Here is a 17,529-nt window from a genome sequence, read left to right on the forward strand (position 1 = left end):
CCGGTCACGACCTGACGAGCCCCGCTTCCCGGTATCGCACCGGGGAACGGGGCTCGGGTCGTTCACCACCGGTGCATGTTCCCGGTCTCGGACACCGATTGCGCCCAGATGGCTTGCACGCCAGATGGATTGCACCTCACATGGATTCGAACGCCCGGCCGAGTTCGGCCTCCACGTCGATGATCCGAGCGCTGGTGACCTCCGGATCCTCGATCCGGGCGGCCACATCTCGGGCGATGAAGCGCTTGATCTCGTCGTCGACCTGCGCGACGAGCCGGATGATCTCGCCCCGCAGATTGCGGGAGGCGACGCCCACGGTCACATCCGCGGGGCGTGGCGGGGTGACGTCGATGTGGAGCTGCAGGGGTTCGACCGCTCGGGCGGTGAGTGCGAGCCGCACCGACCCGTCGACGTCGTAGCGGATGCGATCGACCTTGAGATCGACCAGAAGCCGGATCGACAGCGGAATACGCACGGTGAAGGTTATCAGCTCGGAGATGTCGCGGATGATCTGTGGCTCGTCGATGCTGACGCGGGCTTGGACCTTGGCGATCCCGCCGGGCCCCGACGGGATCGGCCCCACGTCGAACGAGTCGCCGGTGATCGCCGAGAAGGCGCTCCCCACCCGTTTCTCGGTGACGGCCACCTCGAAGAAGCGGCGGCCGAACTCCTCATACGTCAGCTCTGACATCTGTCCATCGTCGCAAACCCCGGGCGGTGACGAGGCCGCCATGATCATGCACCCCGATGCGCGTCGACCCGTGCGGCCGCATCCGGCCACATGGGTGGGCACGGTGCGCCCGGAATGGTCGCGACCTCGAAGTGCCACCACTCGTTGTCGAAGGTGCGGCACAGGCCCCACCGGAAACCGTTGACCTGCAGCCACCGGGCGCCGGCCTGCGGCCCGACGTCGATGGCGTGACCCCCGACATGCGTCGACTCCGACGGTGGCAACACCCACCGGCGAGCCTGCGCCGGGCTGCCGTAGGTGGCGATCGCCTCATCCCACAGTTGTTGCTGCTGGGCCGGTGTCCGCGCACCGGAGGTGATGTGTAGTGGGACGCCGTCGGCGCGTGCTGCCGCCGACGCCTGCGCGTATGCGGTGCCGAGGACGGGATCGAGGCCTTCTGTTCCCGCGTCGGCGAGGGCATGCGGTGCGGCGATCGACCAGGCGATGACCATCGCTGCCGCGATCGTCACCAGAACCGTCGTCCGACGCGGGTTTCCGGGAGTCCGGAGAGCAAGAGTCACCACACCAGTAAAGCGGGTATTGACGTTGGCGTCGATGACTCGGGGTCGGAGGCACTCGGTTTCCGGGTGATCTGCTTCGCTCCTACAGTGAGTTCCATGGCAGGCACCGGGAGGTCGACGGCGGGAACCGACGGAATCCCGGACACCTCGGGTGTTCGTGGCCGTCTGCTCGTGGTCCTGGGCGCATTGTCGGCGTTCGGACCGATCTCCACCGATCTCTATCTGCCCGCCCTGCCCGAGGCGGCCACGGATCTGTCGACGACACCGGCCGGGGTGCAGGCCACCCTGGTGGTGTCGATGATCGGACTCGGTCTCGGTCAGCTCGTCATGGGCCCGCTCTCGGACCGGTTCGGTCGTCGCCGACCTCTGCTCGTCGGTCTGGTGCTGTTCACCGCAGCCTCGGTCGCGTGCGCCTTTGCGCCCACCGTGGCGATACTCGTCGTCTGTCGGCTGCTGCAGGCGCTGGGTGGCTCGGCGGGTGTGGTGATCGCCCGCGCAGTGGTGCGCGATCGCTGTAGTGGTCCGCGGTTGGTGTCGGTCTTCGCCGTCCTGACCGTGGTCGTCGGCCTCGGTCCGGTCGTCGCCCCTCTGCTGGGCAGCGCGATCCTCGTGGTCGGCACGTGGCGGACGGTCTTCGCCGTGCTGGCAGTGATCGGCGCGCTGCTCGTGATGTCGACGGCGGCCTGGGTCGGCGAGTCCCTACCCGCGGATCGCCGAACCGGCGGTGGCCTGGGTGGCGCCTTCGCCTCCTACCGGGTCTTGTTCGGTGACCTACGATTCCTTCTCGTGATCGGCACGGGCGCAGCGGGATTCGGGGCGCTGTTCGCTTACATCACCGGCTCGCCGTTCGCGCTGCAGGTCGTGCACGGGTGCCCGCCCGCGGTGTTCTCCGCGGTGTTCGCGATCAACGGGCTGTGCCTGATGGCGTGTGCACGGTGGGTGCGGTTCGCCGATCCCGTCCGTCAGATCGCCTGCGGTGCGGGAGTATTGATCGTCGCCTCGGTGGCGATGATCGTCGCCGGCGCCAGCGGCTCACTGATCCCGCTCCTGCTCGGATTCGCCCTGATCGCCTCGTCCTGGGGCATCATCGGCCCCAGTGTCACCGCGCTGGCACTGCAACGACATCCCGAACGGGCCGGCGCGGCAGCCGCACTGCTGGGTGCGCTGCAATTCGTCGTCGGTGCCGTTGCCGGTTCGCTCGTGGGACACGGCGCCGACGCCGGCATCACGGCGCTCGTCGCCGTGGTGGCGGGCGCCACGATCTGTTTCGTCACGCTGGTCGTCGCGGTTTGGAGGGGTGAACACGGCACTCGCCGCACTGTCGGCGCCTGAAATCCCGGGCGCGAGCCATGATGCGCCGTCTTTGCTAGCGTGGGCATCGGAGTCCATTCATGGACCGCGGACGAGGGAGCAGTACCCGCCGAGCGACAAGACTGCCACGAAAGTGGAGGTCGGTCGCCATGGCCTGGCTCATTCTCATCATCTCCGGCGTACTCGAGGCCGTGTGGGCGGCCGCGTTGTCGGCATCACGGAGGTTTCGTGAACCACTCCCCGTGGTGGTCTTCGTGGTTGCCCTGGCGCTCAGCATGCTCGGACTCGCCCTCGCGCTGACGTCGTTGCCGCTGGGCACCGCGTACACGGTGTGGGTCGCAATCGGTGTCGTCTTGACGGTCGTCTGGGGTGTCATCACCGGACAGGAACGGCCGACCTTCGTGCGAGTCGGGCTGCTCGTGCTCCTCGTCGGCTGCGTCATCGGTCTCAAGGCGGTGAGCTGACATGGCCTGGCTGATCTTGCTGGCTTCGGCCGTGTGCGAGGCGGTGTGGGCGGTGGCTCTGGACCGGTCGGACGGATTCACCGAACCGGTGGCGGTCGCGGTGTTCCTGGTGGGGCTCGCGCTGAGTATGGCCGGACTCGGTTGGGCGGCCTCGTCGCTGCCGATCGGCACCGCCTATGCGGTGTGGGTCGGTGTCGGGGCGACGCTGACCGTGACGTATTCCATGGTCTCCGGCGGTGAGGAGGTGTCGATTGTCAAGCTGGTCTTCATCGCGGGCATCGTCGCGGCGGTCGCCGGCCTGAAGATGACCCGATCAGGGACCACCGACTCATCCCCGGCACCCTCGCCCGACCTACCCTGAGAGAACCCCGACGATGAGGAGTTCTCGATGAGTGACCACGAAGTGAAGATGATCATCCTGTCCACCGACGATCTCGACGAGTCGATCAAGTTCTACGGCGAAACCCTCGGTATGACACTGAAGTTCCGCGACGGCGCGCATTTCGCGGCCCTCGACGGCGGGCCGGTCACCCTGGCCCTGGCCACCGAGGTCGATCATCCGATTCCCGGACAGGTCGTGGTCGGGATCAAGACCGCCGACGTCGACGCGGCTGCCAAAGCCATCGAGGCCAGCGGTGGCGGCATCGTCAAGGGCCCCTACGACGACGCCCACGAACGGCGCGCGGTGGTGTACGACAACAAGGGCAACGGGCTCGTGTTCTACAGCCCGCTCAAGCGCTGAGTTCTCGCGCGCGGTGACGTCGTCGGCCGGACCGTCGTGGCGTCACGGCGCGTACGCGGCGTAGAATTCAGTCGTGCACTACTGATTAAGTGGTTCACCGATTATTCGATTTCATGAAGCCGTATACCGGCGTTACGTCCGGATCCGCGGTCTGGGAAACTCGAGTACGAAGACCGGTCACCGACAAGAGGAACACCCATGGTTGACACGAACCACCGTGCTGCGACATCGCGTGCATCGCAGGACGCCTCGACGAGGTCCGGCGCCGGTCGCGGCGGTGATCGACCGCACGGGCTGCAGTACATTAAGTACCACTACGGGGCGAAGCTCCCGGACTCGATGCGTGACTGGGTCTTCAACGATCTGACCGGCCCCTATGCCGCCCTGCGCATGGTCGCCTGGTGGGCCGTGCCCTGTGTGATCATCCTGGTGCCGATGTTGTTCGTCCCGGCCGACTGGCTGATCCGCGCGAACATGACCGTGCCCATCCTGATCCCCTACATCTTCTTCTCGGTCGCGCTCAATCGCGTGTACCGACGTTATCGGTTGTCGCAGCACGGCTTCGATCCCGATCTGGTGTCCCGCCGGGAGAAGGAGAAGAACGCCGACGTATACGCGGAGTACCACCGCAAATACCGCGGGGCCGGCCGCTAGCCTGTAACACCCGGGAGTCGAGACCCGGGAGTCGAGAACAGCACCGTGGCAGGAGATCTCGAGGCTCGGCGCACGCGCCTCGCACCTCGATCAGCGTTCATGAAGGACGCATGCGCCTGGTGAGGTGGTCGATCAGGAGGTGTGCGCCTGGTGAGGGGGATTCATCAGGGGGGGCGTGTGGCGGGTAAGGGTGGTCGATCGGAAAAGCCCGCTCCTGCCTGAGGATTCCGGTCAGATCAGCCGGTTCTTGCCCGACGCCCGCCGCAGGTCGGAGAACGCGCCGATCGACGTCGACGTCGCGGTCGCCACCGGGCGACCACCGGCCGCCTCGGACTTCGACACCATCACCACGTTGTCGATGTAGGGCTGGATGGTGCTGGTGTTCTGCACGGTCGCAACGATGATCAGCTGGAAGCCGAACTTGCGGAATGCCGAGAGCGCCTGCTGGGCGAACTGCGGGTCGGACTTCGAGAACGCCTCGTCGAGCATCAACTGCGCGAAGATCGGTCGGTTGTCGTCGCCACGCGGGCTGGCGAGGTTAAAGCTCAATGCGCCGGCCAGACAGAAGGCCATGAGCTTCTCCTGCTCGCCACCGGAATTGTCGCCGGCATTGCTGTAGGTGCGGATCGTCTCGCCGGTCTCGGCGTCGTGCTCCTCACAGTAGAAGTCGAAACGGTTGCGAACGTCGAGCGCGTCGCGCGTCCACTGCCGGTCCTCCGGGGTCGCCCCCGCCAGGCGTTCGCGCAGCAGGAGGATGTCGGCGTACTGCTCGAGGATGGCCTGCTCGTCGCCGAACGCGACGGCGGTCGACCGCCCAGCGATCTGACGCGCCTTCTCGGTGAGTTCGGCTGCGGCCCCGAGGTTCTTGCGTCCGGGCTGCAGGCGTAGTCGGGTGCCGCGATTGAACGCCACCGCACCCAGGCCCGTGTTGACCCGCTCGATCTGTTCGACGATCCGGCGCTCCTCGGCGTCGGCGGCCATGTGCAGGTTGAGGATCGCACCCGGCGCCTGCTCGGTGATGAGTCGGCGCATCCGCTCGTAGGCCGCGGGTAGCTCCCGCTCGTCGATCCGACGGCACAACGCGACGTAGTCATAGATGCGCTCGTCGAAATCGCTGCTGTCGTTGGGGATCTCGTCGGGGAACTCCTCGTCGTAGGTCGCGAGGATACGGGCCAGTTCGTCCCGGGAGCGGCGCGCATCGGCGCGCATCCGATCGCGATCGCGCCCGACGGCCTTGATCAGTTCCTGGCGGTAGGGATCCGGTGCGAGCACATCGAGGGTGGCCGCGGAATCCTCACGGAACGTGTCGAGGGCCGCCTGTGCGGGCCCGGAGATGTCCTCGGCCTTGAGGCGGTCGACGAGATCGAGCAACTGCGTCCGGCGCTCGTCCTGGGTGGCGATCCGATCACGCACGAGCGCGGCCTGGGAGATCGCCGCGCGGACCTGCTCCCAGATCTCCTCGGCCTTGCGTTGCAGTGCCTCGACGTCGGGATGCGCTTCCATCAACAGTTCGTACTGCTCCGAGAGTCGCTCGGCGCGATCGTCGGCGGACTCGACGTCGATCTCACTCCACTGCGTGAACTGTTCGCACACGGTGCGGTACAGGTCGCGGCGGCGTTGTTTGTCGGCCCGTTCGCGTTCGAGGACGGCGGTGGCCTCACGTGACGCGGCATGGATGCTGTCCTCGTGATCGAGTTCCTCACCGAGGGCGGCGACCTTGGCATCGACGTTGCCGACGAAGATGTACTGCGAGGGCCGCAACGCCTGCCGGTCGTCCTTGATCGCCAGCTTCGCGGAGTCCTTGCGCAGCCCGCGATCGGTGACCGCCTTGGCATGGTCGGCGAATTCGGCCGGATCGTCGACGCACACATAATTGCCCAGTCGGGCGAGCAGCGTCAGGGCCTCCGCCGAACTCGGGTGATCCGGATCGACCGGACGCAGGGTCGCGGCCAGGGTGCCCGGGTCGGGCAGTACCGCCGTGCGGCGCTCGACATGATGCAACTGGATCCGCCCACGCATGTCGTGGGTGTTCACGAACCGCAGGGCGGCATTGAAATGGCGATCCGGCACCAGCAGTCGCAGACCGGCGTTGCGCAGCACCTTCTCCACCGCCGGGCGCCACCGCTCCTGATCGGGGTCGAGTTCGACGAGTTCGGCGACATAGCGCAATTCGGAGTCGTCGAGCTGCAGCGCATCGGCGATCACCCGGCGCATTTCGTGCTCGGCGCGCGGCAGCGCCGATCCGGCCTCGCGCACCCGGGTCAGCTCGGCGGCGGCGGCGTCGCGGCGGCTCCGTGCGGCGACCTCCGCGGCCAGCAGCTCGGCGTAGTGCCCCTTGCCGGCCTCGAGTTGCCCGTCGAGGCGTGTCGCCTCCTCGATGAGCGATTCGCGTGTCTCCCAGAAGTCCTCGGCCGACTCGGGGATCTCCACATCGAGCGCCGACATCTTCGAATCGAACGACGCCCGCCGCATCGACACCTCGCTCGCCGCTTTGCCGGCTGCGGCGAGCTGCTCCTGCAGCGGGGCGAGATCGGCTGTGCTGGAGGAGATTCGCGAAAGCAGGTGGCTGTGATCCTGGCGCAGCTGGTCGTGCTGGGAGGTCAGCGCGGCGAGATCGCCGTCCAGACGGGCGATCTGGTCGTCGAGGTCGGCGATCTCGGGCTCGGCGTTGCGGATTCGCAGGTTGGTCACGTAGGCACGGATGGTCGCGCTGTCGATGGTGTCGAGCACCGAGAACTTCGCCGACTCGGTCGCATACCGTTCCTGAACGGTCTCGATGTTGCCGAGGATGGTGCGCTTGCGACGCGCGACATCCAGGAATTCACGGGCCTCGACGAGTGGATCGATCTGTTCGAGAGCGTCCTTGATACCCGCGATGCTGGTCGGTTCGTCGAGCATGAACTCGCGGACGAACTGGGCCAGACCGCCGACGCTCTTGAGCGACTTGGCCTTTCCCAACAACTGCTGGGCGGCCTCGGAGCCGCGGATGCCGATCAGCGAGTACAGCGACGCGAGATACTTGCCTTCGCCGGGACCGCCCCGCCATCCGCGCTCGCGGAGCCGGGCGGCGTTGTGCCCGTTGGCCGCCCACTCGTTGCAGGCGTCGACGATGTCGGCGTCGCCGTCGGCGAGATAGTAGGCGCTGTGGGCGTCGGTCATCTTGCCCGCGGCGAGCCACTTGAGGACGAGGCCCGTGATCGACACACCCGAGGTGGAGGTATAGGTGACGGCGATGGCCGCCCAGGCCGGCCCGGTGCCGCGCAGGTACATGATCTCGCGCGTCGAGTTCACGCCGTCGCGACGCTCGCCCCACGCTCCACGCACGTACTTGCCGACCGTACGCCGACCACTCGCCGATCCGGCCGCCGTGGCGTCACCGGAGGCATTGAAGTTGCGCCGATGGTCGGGCAGGAAGGCCAGGGAGATGGCGTCCAGGAGCGAGGACTTGCCGCTGCCCGATGACCCGGTCACCAGAGAACCGTTGGCGCTGAACGGAATCGAATGGTACCCGTCGAAGACGCCCCAGTTGATCAGCTGTAGCCGCGACAGGTGGAACTGGTCGACACGATCGCTCACCAGTCATCTCCTTCGTCGGTCTCGTCATCCTCGGTGTCGTCACCGTCGTCGGTGTCCCGGTCGCCCTTCGCGAGGTATCCCGAACCGTCGTCACCGGATTCGGGCGCGGAGCGATCGAGCGTCTGTGCCTCGACCTCCTCGCCGGCGCCGATGAACTGTTCGAACTGGTGCTGCAGATCGGTGATCACCGATGCCGTCATGATCGCGGTGATCGCCGGACTCACGGTGAAGGTGTCGGGGTCATCGCGATGGCGGCGTAGCAACTCGAGTTCTTCGAGCTTGTCGATCGCCTTGTCGATGCGTTTGTCGAACAGCGCGAGGTCTCGATCGATGGTGTTGGAGACGCCGGCGAACAATTCGTGGATCTCCTCATGGGTGATCAGTACCTGATCCTCGCGTGCGGCCCGCATGTGTTTGGCCAGGTGCAGTGCGAGGATCGCGTCATAGGCCTGGATCGTCTCGCGCTTGAGTAGTCTTCTGCCCCAACGGGAGTCGTAGCCCACCTGCTCGACGAAGGCCACCTCGAGTTCGGTGACCAGGCGCAGCCGAAGATCGAGTTCGGACAGCCGGATGCGCAGGGACTCCTGGTATTCGACGATCCAGGACCAGAGCTGAGGGGTGCGGTCGCCGCTGACGTAGCGGCGGGTGAGTAGATTCTGCAACGCCCAGCAAGCGCGGTCGGGCATCGCCGAGACGTCCCCGTCGAAGCGCGGGACCTTCGTTTCCTCGACGGCGGTCCGGCTCACCGCGGGCAGGTCGTCGTAGCCGTTGAACTCCTCGGTACTGAACCCCTTGGCGTTGAACTCCTCGGCGCTGAACCCCTTGGCGGGAAACCGTTCTGACTGATCGGTCACAGGACGTCGACCTCCGCGGTGGGGATGGGTTCGGTGAAGTGCAGGGCAGGAATCTCGATGAGACGGTCGTCGCCGTCGAGGGACCGGAATCGGATGGACTCGGTCGCCACGGGGTCGCCGGTGGCCGCCGATTGCCGTAACGCCCACGACCACAACACGATCACGTGGGCGAGGTAGGGGTCGTCGAGGGAATCGATGACCTCCGACAACGCCACCGGGCCGTCGACGACCGCGTTGTTGACCACCTCGGTGAGTTCGACGGTGTCGACCTGGCCGGCCAGCGACACGAACGAATCGAGATCGGTCTCCCCCGTTGCGGGCACCGCCGGCTGTGGGGGTTCGGGCGTGCGGATCTCGAACGCGAGACGCCCGTTGGACGTCAGCGCGGGAGTGGCCAGCGGTAGTTCGTAGCCCAGTCGCCGATCGGCGAGTGAGATCGTGAGGAGTTCGTTGGCGGTGGCCAGGGCATCGTTGAGTTGACGGGCGATACCGCGACTCTGCTCGAGGGTTCCCGAGGCGACGAACCGGCGGATGCGACGCGCGCAGCGACGACGGATCCGGCCGACCTCGTCGATCTGCTGGGTGACCAGTACGAAGAAGTTGTCCATCACCGACCGCAACCCCGGATCGATGGCGGGCAGATGCGCGGTGACGGTCTCGATGTCGGAGACCAGCCGGGCCCGCTGGGTCGGGTCGCCGATCATGTGCGTGAACGCGTGATAGGAGGCGCTCTGCGAGGACTCCAGCAAGGCCTCGTAGTCGTCGAACATCTGCCGCTGACGGTCCCGATAGGCCAGATCGGAGTCGTTCGGATCGTCGAGGAGCGCGGTGGTGATGCGATCGAGCATGCTGCCGTACTGCCCGATGTCGGAGATGATCTGCTCCATCTGGTAGGCGATGGCGCGGGCCTCGTCCTCGGCGGCCCGCAGATCCGGCCGGCGTCGGCGGCCTGCGTCGAGGTCGGCGAGTTCGGCGTCGAGTTCCTCGATCTGATGGGTGAGGTCCTCACGGATGTAGCTCGGGTCGTCGCTGACCTGGCCGGCCACCCGCCGCAAGCCCGCCGCGATGCCATTGATCGAGCCGGCGGTGGCCACCGAGTCCTCCCGGCGCAGCCGTCGCATGTAGTCGAGCACCGAGCGCGCCTCGGGGGTGAGATAACACAGGTTCTGGGTGGCCACGACCGGGTCGGCCATGCGATGCAGCCAGCCGTTCTTGGCCCACAGTTTGAGCAGATCCATGCCGTGGGGCTGGTCGCCGACGCCGAGTTCGGCCATGTCGCGTTCGAGCCGGATCGCCAGATCGGTCTCCGACCGGCGAGCCCCGAAGTCGAGGTGGCGCTCCATCAACGTCACGTAGAGCGCGGAGTTGGTCGCGGCGAACAACCGGACGGCCGCGGATCGTTGGATCGATCGGTTGGTCTCCCACGCCTGCATGAGCGTGGGCTCAGTCGCACTGTCCATCGCCGCCTCGTGGGTTCGTCTCGGGATCGGTTGCTCGTCGGGTTCGGTTGCGATCGGGGATCGGGTTGGTGGTCGGGCCGCCAGGTAGTCTCCCACGTCCACCGAACGTGGCCCGCGCCACGTCCGCGCCGCTGTGGACAACCTCGCCGACACGCCGAGGCGAGCGGGAAAGAGATCCGCATGTCGCGAGGCGCCGAACTCCAGGCAAGGACGTACGGGAACGACGGTTCTCGTCACGCCCGCTGCGAGAAGAGGGTGATCCACCGATGTCCGAGTTGCGCCTGGTCATGCCTCATCAGTTGTTCGAATCACATCTGAACGCCGAACCCGGCACCCGGTTCGTACTCGTCGAGCACGATCTGCTGTTCCGCCAGTACCGCTTCCACCGGCAGAAGCTGATCCTGCACCGGGTGTCGATGCGCCGGTTCGCGCAGCGGCTGCGACGCCACGGATTCGACGTCGAGGTCGTCGAGACCGACTCCGCAACCACCAGCCGAGAATCCCTGAGCGCTGTGGTGCGGCGGCTGCGCCCGTCGTCTGTGCATCTCTACGACGTCGTCGACGACTGGCTCGCCGCCGACGTGCGTGCTGCGCTGGCCGACGCCGGGATCGACCTCGACGACGAGGCCACTGCCGAGAGCCCCAACTTCCTCACCTCACGGCGCCAGATCGCCGAGTTCTTCGACGGCCCGACCGCTCGGATGAGCGAGTTCTACGCGTGGCAGCGCCGACGCCTCGGCGTTCTGGTGGACAGCGCAGGAGTGCCGGCGGGTAAACGCTGGAGCTTCGACGCCGAGAACCGCAAGCCGCTCCCCCGCGGGCTCGAGGTGCCGCTGCCGCGGTTTCCTGATCCGGACGAGCAGGTCGACGCTGCCATCGAATGGGTCGAGAAGGAGTTCCCCGACAACCCCGGCGATGCGCGGGCGTTTCGGTGGGCCACCGACCACCGCGGGGCACGCGAGATGTTCGAGGACTTTCTCGCCGAACGATTCGCCGGATTCGGCCCCTACGAGGACGTGATCAGCACCAGGAATCGGTATCTCTTCCACGCCGTGCTCACCCCCGCCCTCAACGTCGGCCTTCTGTCACCGCGGACGGTGCTGCGCCGCGCACTCGAGGTCGGCGGGCAGGGCGAGATCGGGCTCGCCGGGCTCGAGGGTTTCGTCCGTCAACTCATCGGGTGGCGCGAGTACATGCGGGCCACCTACGTGGCGCATGGTCGCGCGATGCGGACCGCCAATCGGCTGGGGCACCGTCGCGTCCTCGCGCCGGGCTGGTGGACCGCGCAGACCGGTCTCGAGCCGGTCGACGGCGTCGTGCGCCACGTCCTGCACTGCGGCTGGGCGCATCACATCGAGCGGCTGATGATCCTCGGTAATGCCATGTGCCTCTTGCGAACCCATCCCGACGAGGTCTACCGGTGGTTCATGGAGATGTTCGTCGACGCCTACGACTGGGTGATGGTGCCCAACGTCTACGGGATGAGCCAGTTCGCCGCGGGCACCGCCATCACCACCAAGCCGTACGTCTCAGGCAGCAACTACCTGCGCAAGATGTCCGACCTCGGCACGGGCCCGTGGTGCGCGGAGTGGGACGGCCTGTACTGGACGTTCGTCGCCGATCACCGCGACGTCCTCGACCACAACCGCCGGTCGTCGGTCGTGGTTGCGAATCTCGAGCGCATGGAGCCGTCGAGAAGGGCCGCCCACCTGCGCACGGGACGGCGGTGGCTCGACTGACGATCGCGGAGGTGTCTCTCGGACCGCGCGGCGCACGTGAGGGTGCCACCATGGAGTCATGTTGCCGACCCTCGACCTCACCGCAGCCGACGCTGACGGGCAGGCCTTCGCGACCGCGTTGCGCGAGGCCGCCCACCAGCACGGGTTCTTCTACCTCGTCGGACACGGCATCGCGCCGGCGCAGATCGACGGGGTCCTACGACTCGCCCGCGAGTTCTTCGGGTTGCCCGACGCGGAAAAGGCGCGGATCTCCCAGCTGGACAGTCCGGCGTTCCGGGGCTATTCACGTCTCGGCGGTGAGTTGACGAACGGACTCGTCGACTGGCGCGAACAGATCGACATCGGCCCGGACCGGCCCGTCGTCGACGGTGCCCACGGGTACTGGAATCTGCAGGGCCCCAATCTGTGGCCGCATCGCCCCACCGGATTCCGTGAGGCATTCGAGGCGTGGATCGCCGCCGTATCGGAGGTGGGCGTACGCCTGCTACGGCACTGGTCGGCCTCACTCGGAGCGCCGGCCGGGTACTTCGACGACGCGTTCGCCGACCGTCCGGCCACCCTGCTGAAGGTGGTGCGTTATCCGGGCAGCGACAACCGGGACCAGGGCGTCGGAGCACACAAGGATTCCGGTGTCCTCACGCTGCTGCTGGTGGAGCCGGATTCCGAAGGGCTGCAAGTGGAAACGCTGGACGGTACCTGGGTCGACGTGCCGCCGAAGCCGGGCGCGTTCATCGTCAACATCGGCGAACTGCTCGAGGTGGCCACCGGCGGTTACCTGCGCGCGACCCGGCATCGGGTGCGCGCGCCGCGCCCCGGGACCGATCGCGTCTCGATCCCGTTCTTCCTGAATCCGGCGCTGGACGCCACGATCCCGATCATCGAGCTGCCGCCGGAGCTGGCGGCGTTGTCACGTGGTGTCGAGGCGGACCCGGACAATCCCATCTTCAGTACCTACGGCGAGAACGCCTGGAAGTCCCGGGTTCGTGCGCATCCCGATGTGGCACAACGACATCACGGGATCACTCCGCTCGGCCCGGCATCCGCCTACTGATCAGTCCGGTCTGATCAGTCCGGCCGCGCAAGCCATTCCGGCCGACACGAGCCGCGCGGAACCAGCACCGTGCGGTAGCGACCCGGCGTCTGGCTCATCCGAACCTGGTCGGTGACACCCTGATACGCCCCGAGCGGTGTGTCGGCGGTGAAGGTCTCGGGATCGAGATAGTGATGTGCGCCGTCGCCGACATCGGTGCCGGCGATCTCGTGGGCGTAACCACGATCGAACACACCCATCCCGATGATCCAGAGTGCAGCCCGGGTCAACGACACATGCACCCGGTAGCTGCCGCCGTCGCGGGCGCGGCGGGTGAGGGCTTCGACGATTCCCGCGGTCAGCAACCACGACACGATGTAGTCGTTGACGACGAGAATCGGTGGGAGCTTGGGTTTGTCGCCCTCGCCCTCGAGCAGCATCATCCCGGTCAGGCTGCCCGCGGTCTGATCGAATCCGACCTGCGACGACCACGGGCCGTGCTCACCGTTGAGAGAGGCGGTGGCGTAGATGATCCCGCGGTGTCCGTCGGCAGCGGCATCGGCGGACAGGCCGATCTTGTCGAGGTAGCCGGGCCGGCGGTTCGCGTAGAACACGTCGGCGTCGCCGAGCAGCCCACGAATCCGGGCGGCACCGTCGGCGTCGTAGGGATTGATCGTCGACGACCGTACGCCGACGTTGGCGGTGGCATAGGTCGCGTCGTGCTCGAGTTCGTCGGGGCGCCATACGTTGAGCACGTCGGCGCCGTGCAGGGCCAGTGCCCGGCCGACCCCGGCACCGGCGATCACATGCCCCATGCCCAGCGCCCGGATGCCGTCGAGGGGCTGGTCGACCCCTCCGGTGAGTGGAACCGGGTCGCCGTCGGCGATACGGGTGATCTCGATGAGCGGCATGTCGGCGAGAACGTCGCGGTAGTGCGTTTCGTCGAGGAGTTCGGCCGTCGTACGCAGCATCGGCAGGACGACACCCGCCTCGGTGGCCGCGGCCTCGAGTTCGGCGCCCTTCCAACTCGCGATGGCCGCCGCGACGGCGTCGTTGTCGTCGGGTACCCCCAGGAGCCGCTGCGCGCCGACCTTGATCTTCGGATACGGGTTCAGCGGCATCATCCACCGATCGTCACCGGTCCGGTAGAAGCGGAATCCCAGCGCGTTCGACGGATTCGACGGGGTAGCCGGCGGATAGCCGTTGAGCATCTCCCACCGGCGGTCGTAGAACGGGCACAACCGATGTGGTGCGCTCCGCAGGTCCACGGCGATGTCCTGGCCGACGCCGCCGCGGACCTGCCACAGCTTGGCGACGGCGGCGGACTTGGCGGCGAGCGCGATGGCCGACGCACCGCCGAGACGCAGGGTGCTCGGCACCACCGGGTCGGCGCCGTCGAAGGTGACCGTGCCGCCGGTGTCCTCGGCCGACATGCCGATGCCGCCCAGGACATCGGCGAGTTCTGTTGCGGGATGGAAGGAGTCGTCGGTGGCCGGCGCGGCGATGGCCGCGCGCAGTCGGTCGGTCAGGGTGGTCACACCAGCTCCTCGTGGTCGGCGGTGGTGAGGTCGGGGACGGTCGCGTCGGCGGTCAGCAGGTCGTCGGGGATCAGCACCTGACGCGAGCGCAGATACTCCCCGATCGCCTTGCCCACCTGGTCGATTCGCAGGTTCGACGATCCGCCGGTGCCGAGCAGGCCCTTGAACACGAAGTGAATCGCCCGCAGATCGGGGAATTCGTGGCGCACCACGTCGATGTCCTTGGTCTCGGGGATCAGGCGACGGATCTCGTCGGTGGACAGGAATCGCCGCAGCCACGGCCACACCCGCGGATCCGAGGTCCACACACCGACATTGGAGTTGCCGCCCTTGTCGCCGCTGCGCGCGTGGACGACGGTGCCCAGCGGGGCGCGGGTCACCCGCTCGGGTAGCGGTGCCTCACCCGGTTCGGGATGCACGGGTTGGGGGGTCGTCTCGGTCGCGAGTGGCACGGTTGCGTCGATGACGGTGCCGTCGTCGAGGATCGCCCGGTGGTGCAGTGCACTCTGTGGGAGGAGGCCCGGCCAGTAGTCGACCCGGGGTTGCGGACGCGAATGCAGTCCGGCGGCACCGTCGTGGAAGTAGCCGGGGATGCCCTGCAGGTACAGGCTGCCCAGGCGTGACCCCATCTCCGCCCGCGTCAGCGTTTCGGCATCGCCGGCGACCGCCATGACACGCAACGCCACCGTTGCCGCCCACTGGGATTCGGGGTCGTCGGCAGGCTCTCCGACCTGGGTGAGGTCGATCTGCACCCCGTCGGGAAGATCCCGGTTCAGTTGGTCGCGGATGAGGGCGATCTTCTCCTCGACATGTGGTGAGGTGACGAACACCGTGTTGACCACGCTCGCGCCGACCGCGCCGAAGAGGGCGACCTTGGTGGTCGGTGGCGGCGGCGTTCCGGCCGCGCCGGACACGGTGACCCGATCGGGGCCGGTCTGATCGACCCGTACGTGGTCGAGGTGGACGGTGACATCGGGGTTGAGATAGATCGGGCCCTGGATCTCGTAGACGAGTTGAGCGGTGACGGTGTCGGCGGTGACCGCTCCCCCGTCACGGGCGTGTTTGGTGATGACGCAGGTGCCGTCGGCGGCGACCTCGCCGATCGGGAAACCCGGTGTCGTGCGGTTGGGGATATCGAGGAAGCCGGAGAAGTTCCCACCGACCGCATGAGCACCGCATTCGATGATGTGGCCGGCGACCACGGCGCCGGCCAACGCGTCCCAGTCGTCGGCGGACCAGTCATGCCACCAGGCCGCCGGACCGACGGTCAGTGACGCATCGGTGACGCGGCCGCAGACCACGATGTCGGCCCCGGCGCTCAACGCACCGGCGATTCCCCAGCCGCCGAGGTAGGCGTTGGCCGCGATCGGCTTGGCTGCCCAGGTGTCGAGCGGCGCACCCGAATCCAGGTTGTCGAAGCGATGACCGGCGGTCTGCAGATCGGCGAGGTCGGCGAGGATGTTGTCGCCCTCGATGTGCGCGACGCTCACTGTGACCCCGGCGTCGGCGAGTTCGGTCCGTAATGCCTCGGCGAGCCGGTCGGGCGCGAACCCGCCTGCATTGGTCACGACCTTGATGCCGCGCTCGGCGATCGTGGCCAGGTGCGGGCGCAGTTGACGTACGAAGTACTCGACGTATCCGCGGGAGGGGTCACGGTGGTGCACCGCCGACAGTGAGGCGAGGGTGATCTCGGCGAGATAGTCGCCCATCAGGACGTCGACGGGATCGCCCGCGATGGCCTCGTCGATGGCGGTCCGGCGGTCGCCGAGGTAGCCGGAGAAATTGGCGATGCGGATGGGTCGTCGCGCGGTCATCGATACGCTCCTTCGCGTTGTCTGCCTGGCATCGATCGGCCGTAGGCGGCCGATATCGGTGTTTCGCGTCGCCACCGACGCTATCGACATCGTCCGACGCCCACCACGACCGATTCGCGAACGGCGAGATGATCGTGGCGGTCATCGGCGCACCCGGCGGATGGCGATGGTTCGGTGTCCTATCGTGAAGGTCGTGGACCTGCCCCATCTGCGCTACTTCGTCGCCGTCGCCGAGGAGCGCAGCTTCACCCGAGCCGCCGCCCGGCTGCACATGGCGGCCTCGCCACTGAGCCAGCGCATCAAGGACCTCGAACGCGAGTTGGGTGCACCGCTGTTCATCCGCGCGCACCATCGGATCGACCTCACCGATGCCGGTGAGGCGCTGCTGCCCCGCGCCCGCGACATCCTCCACCGGGTGGACTCCTTGCCCGTGGTCGTGGCCGACGCGCAGCGGCACATCCTGCGGCCGGCGGTGATCGGCATCGCGCCGGAGGTCTCGCCCACCGTGCGGGACAATGTTCTCGACACGCTCGCCGACCGCCACCCGGACATTGCCGCACAACTGCTGCCCGCGAGCACCGCACCGTTGCTGCGGGATCTGCGTGCCGGAGCGGTGGATGTCGCACTCGTCCACGGTCCCGTCGCCGGCGAGGGAATCGACAGCCTGCTCCTCGAACGCAGCCCGGTCGGTGTGGCTGTCGGCACCAAGATCTTTGGGGAACAACGGGATTCGATCGCTCTCGGCGAACTGTCGCACGTGCCGTTCGCCTCGATCAACCACGAGGCCGCACCCGAGATCTATCGCAACCTCGACCGGCTGCTCGACCGACACGGCGTCCGCAAGCGAATCACGTTGCCCGACGACAACTTCGCGGGCCTTGCGCATCTGGTTGCCAGTGGCCAGGCCTTCACCCTCATCTCACTCGGCGAGGGTATCGGTGGCCGGATGTTCGCCGGTGAGGCCGTGCAGGTCATCCCGCTGCGTGACACCCGCGCGCACATCAGCACGGTCGCGGCGTGGTCACACCGTCGTGCCGAGACCGAACCGCTGATCGCCGACCTCGTGGGCGTGGTCAGCGCGCTGGGCTAGCCGGGG

General features: G+C 67.4%; 15 protein-coding genes and 1 riboswitch. Of the genes, 8 read left to right on the forward strand and 7 right to left on the reverse strand.

Annotation, left to right across the window (positions count from 1 at the left end; genetic code table 11):
* Positions 1-136: 136 nt before the first annotated feature.
* Positions 137-691, reverse strand: a complete 555-nt coding sequence (locus tag QNM97_RS10680) for a hypothetical protein (protein ID WP_006372752.1) — start codon at positions 689-691, stop codon at positions 137-139.
* A 44-nt stretch (positions 692-735) separates the two neighbouring features.
* Complete coding sequence (locus QNM97_RS10685; protein ID WP_283823163.1) at positions 736-1,182, reverse strand: M15 family metallopeptidase; 447 nt, start codon at positions 1,180-1,182, stop codon at positions 736-738.
* A 165-nt stretch (positions 1,183-1,347) separates the two neighbouring features.
* On the opposite strand from QNM97_RS10685, the gene QNM97_RS10690 reads away from it, so the two are divergent.
* The 5 genes from QNM97_RS10690 to QNM97_RS10710 all read left to right on the forward strand — a co-directional run bounded on the left by QNM97_RS10690 (position 1,348) and on the right by QNM97_RS10710 (position 4,422).
* A complete protein-coding gene (locus QNM97_RS10690) occupies positions 1,348-2,583 on the forward strand; it encodes a multidrug effflux MFS transporter (protein ID WP_283822700.1) in 1,236 nt (411 codons plus the stop codon).
* 46 nt (positions 2,584-2,629) lie between these two features.
* A riboswitch (guanidine-III (ykkC-III) riboswitch) is annotated at positions 2,630-2,694 on the forward strand.
* Positions 2,695-2,711: 17 nt separating this feature from the next.
* Positions 2,712-3,026 (forward strand): DMT family transporter, encoded by a 315-nt coding sequence (locus QNM97_RS10695; RefSeq protein WP_283822701.1) that lies wholly within the window; start codon positions 2,712-2,714, stop codon positions 3,024-3,026.
* A 1-nt stretch (position 3,027) separates the two neighbouring features.
* Positions 3,028-3,387, forward strand: coding sequence for a DMT family transporter (locus QNM97_RS10700; protein ID WP_208791277.1), 360 nt, complete (start codon positions 3,028-3,030; stop codon positions 3,385-3,387).
* Between the two features lie 27 nt (positions 3,388-3,414).
* Positions 3,415-3,768 carry a VOC family protein gene (locus QNM97_RS10705; RefSeq protein ID WP_208791276.1) on the forward strand — a complete coding sequence of 118 codons (354 nt, stop codon included), beginning with the start codon at positions 3,415-3,417 and terminating at the stop codon, positions 3,766-3,768.
* 198 nt (positions 3,769-3,966) lie between these two features.
* On the forward strand, positions 3,967-4,422 hold the full coding sequence (locus QNM97_RS10710) for a DUF5313 domain-containing protein (protein ID WP_283822702.1): 456 nt from the start codon (positions 3,967-3,969) through the stop codon (positions 4,420-4,422).
* A 231-nt stretch (positions 4,423-4,653) separates the two neighbouring features.
* On the opposite strand, the gene QNM97_RS10715 is transcribed toward QNM97_RS10710, so the two are convergent.
* The 3 genes from QNM97_RS10715 to QNM97_RS10725 are packed head-to-tail and all read right to left on the reverse strand — an operon-like array spanning position 4,654 to position 10,312.
* The gene (locus QNM97_RS10715) at positions 4,654-7,998 is read right to left on the reverse strand and encodes an ATP-binding protein (protein WP_283822703.1); all 3,345 of its coding nucleotides are present in this window, start codon (positions 7,996-7,998) and stop codon (positions 4,654-4,656) included.
* On the reverse strand, positions 7,995-8,852 hold the full coding sequence (locus QNM97_RS10720; protein WP_283822704.1) for a DUF4194 domain-containing protein: 858 nt from the start codon (positions 8,850-8,852) through the stop codon (positions 7,995-7,997). Before QNM97_RS10720 ends, QNM97_RS10715 begins: the two co-directional genes overlap by 4 nt.
* Positions 8,849-10,312 (reverse strand): DUF3375 domain-containing protein, encoded by a 1,464-nt coding sequence (locus QNM97_RS10725; RefSeq protein ID WP_283822705.1) that lies wholly within the window; start codon positions 10,310-10,312, stop codon positions 8,849-8,851. Before QNM97_RS10725 ends, QNM97_RS10720 begins: the two co-directional genes overlap by 4 nt.
* Before the next feature lie 266 nt (positions 10,313-10,578).
* On the opposite strand from QNM97_RS10725, the gene QNM97_RS10730 reads away from it, so the two are divergent.
* A complete protein-coding gene (locus QNM97_RS10730) occupies positions 10,579-12,051 on the forward strand; it encodes a cryptochrome/photolyase family protein (RefSeq protein ID WP_283822706.1) in 1,473 nt (490 codons plus the stop codon).
* Positions 12,052-12,109: 58 nt separating this feature from the next.
* Positions 12,110-13,102, forward strand: a complete 993-nt coding sequence (locus tag QNM97_RS10735) for an isopenicillin N synthase family dioxygenase (RefSeq protein WP_283822707.1) — start codon at positions 12,110-12,112, stop codon at positions 13,100-13,102.
* Positions 13,103-13,116: 14 nt separating this feature from the next.
* On the opposite strand, the gene QNM97_RS10740 is transcribed toward QNM97_RS10735, so the two are convergent.
* Positions 13,117-14,619, reverse strand: a complete 1,503-nt coding sequence (locus tag QNM97_RS10740; RefSeq protein ID WP_283822708.1) for a CoA transferase — start codon at positions 14,617-14,619, stop codon at positions 13,117-13,119.
* Complete coding sequence (locus QNM97_RS10745) at positions 14,616-16,433, reverse strand: acyclic terpene utilization AtuA family protein (protein ID WP_283822709.1); 1,818 nt, start codon at positions 16,431-16,433, stop codon at positions 14,616-14,618. The genes QNM97_RS10740 and QNM97_RS10745 overlap by 4 nt, the downstream gene beginning before the upstream one ends.
* 193 nt (positions 16,434-16,626) lie before the next feature.
* On the opposite strand from QNM97_RS10745, the gene QNM97_RS10750 reads away from it, so the two are divergent.
* A complete protein-coding gene (locus QNM97_RS10750) occupies positions 16,627-17,523 on the forward strand; it encodes a LysR family transcriptional regulator (protein WP_283822710.1) in 897 nt (298 codons plus the stop codon).
* The last annotated feature ends 6 nt before the right edge of the window (positions 17,524-17,529 follow it).

Source organism: Gordonia sp. L191 (assembly GCF_030077625.1).
In the GTDB taxonomy this organism is placed as follows: domain Bacteria; phylum Actinomycetota; class Actinomycetes; order Mycobacteriales; family Mycobacteriaceae; genus Gordonia; species Gordonia polyisoprenivorans_A.

Bases quoted from the DNA above. Each gene is read 5' to 3' on its own strand.
- QNM97_RS10680 (WP_006372752.1), bottom strand. From the start codon at position 691: ATGTCAGAGCTGACGTATGAGGAGTTCGGCCGCCGCTTCTTCGAGGTG.
- QNM97_RS10685 (WP_283823163.1), bottom strand. From the start codon at position 1,182: ATGGTCATCGCCTGGTCGATCGCCGCACCGCATGCCCTCGCCGACGCG.
- QNM97_RS10690 (WP_283822700.1), top strand. From the start codon at position 1,348: ATGGCAGGCACCGGGAGGTCGACGGCGGGAACCGACGGAATCCCGGAC.
- QNM97_RS10695 (WP_283822701.1), top strand. From the start codon at position 2,712: ATGGCCTGGCTCATTCTCATCATCTCCGGCGTACTCGAGGCCGTGTGG.
- QNM97_RS10700 (WP_208791277.1), top strand. From the start codon at position 3,028: ATGGCCTGGCTGATCTTGCTGGCTTCGGCCGTGTGCGAGGCGGTGTGG.
- QNM97_RS10705 (WP_208791276.1), top strand. From the start codon at position 3,415: ATGAGTGACCACGAAGTGAAGATGATCATCCTGTCCACCGACGATCTC.
- QNM97_RS10710 (WP_283822702.1), top strand. From the start codon at position 3,967: ATGGTTGACACGAACCACCGTGCTGCGACATCGCGTGCATCGCAGGAC.
- QNM97_RS10725 (WP_283822705.1), bottom strand. From the start codon at position 10,312: ATGGACAGTGCGACTGAGCCCACGCTCATGCAGGCGTGGGAGACCAAC.
- QNM97_RS10730 (WP_283822706.1), top strand. From the start codon at position 10,579: ATGTCCGAGTTGCGCCTGGTCATGCCTCATCAGTTGTTCGAATCACAT.
- QNM97_RS10735 (WP_283822707.1), top strand. From the start codon at position 12,110: ATGTTGCCGACCCTCGACCTCACCGCAGCCGACGCTGACGGGCAGGCC.
- QNM97_RS10745 (WP_283822709.1), bottom strand. From the start codon at position 16,433: ATGACCGCGCGACGACCCATCCGCATCGCCAATTTCTCCGGCTACCTC.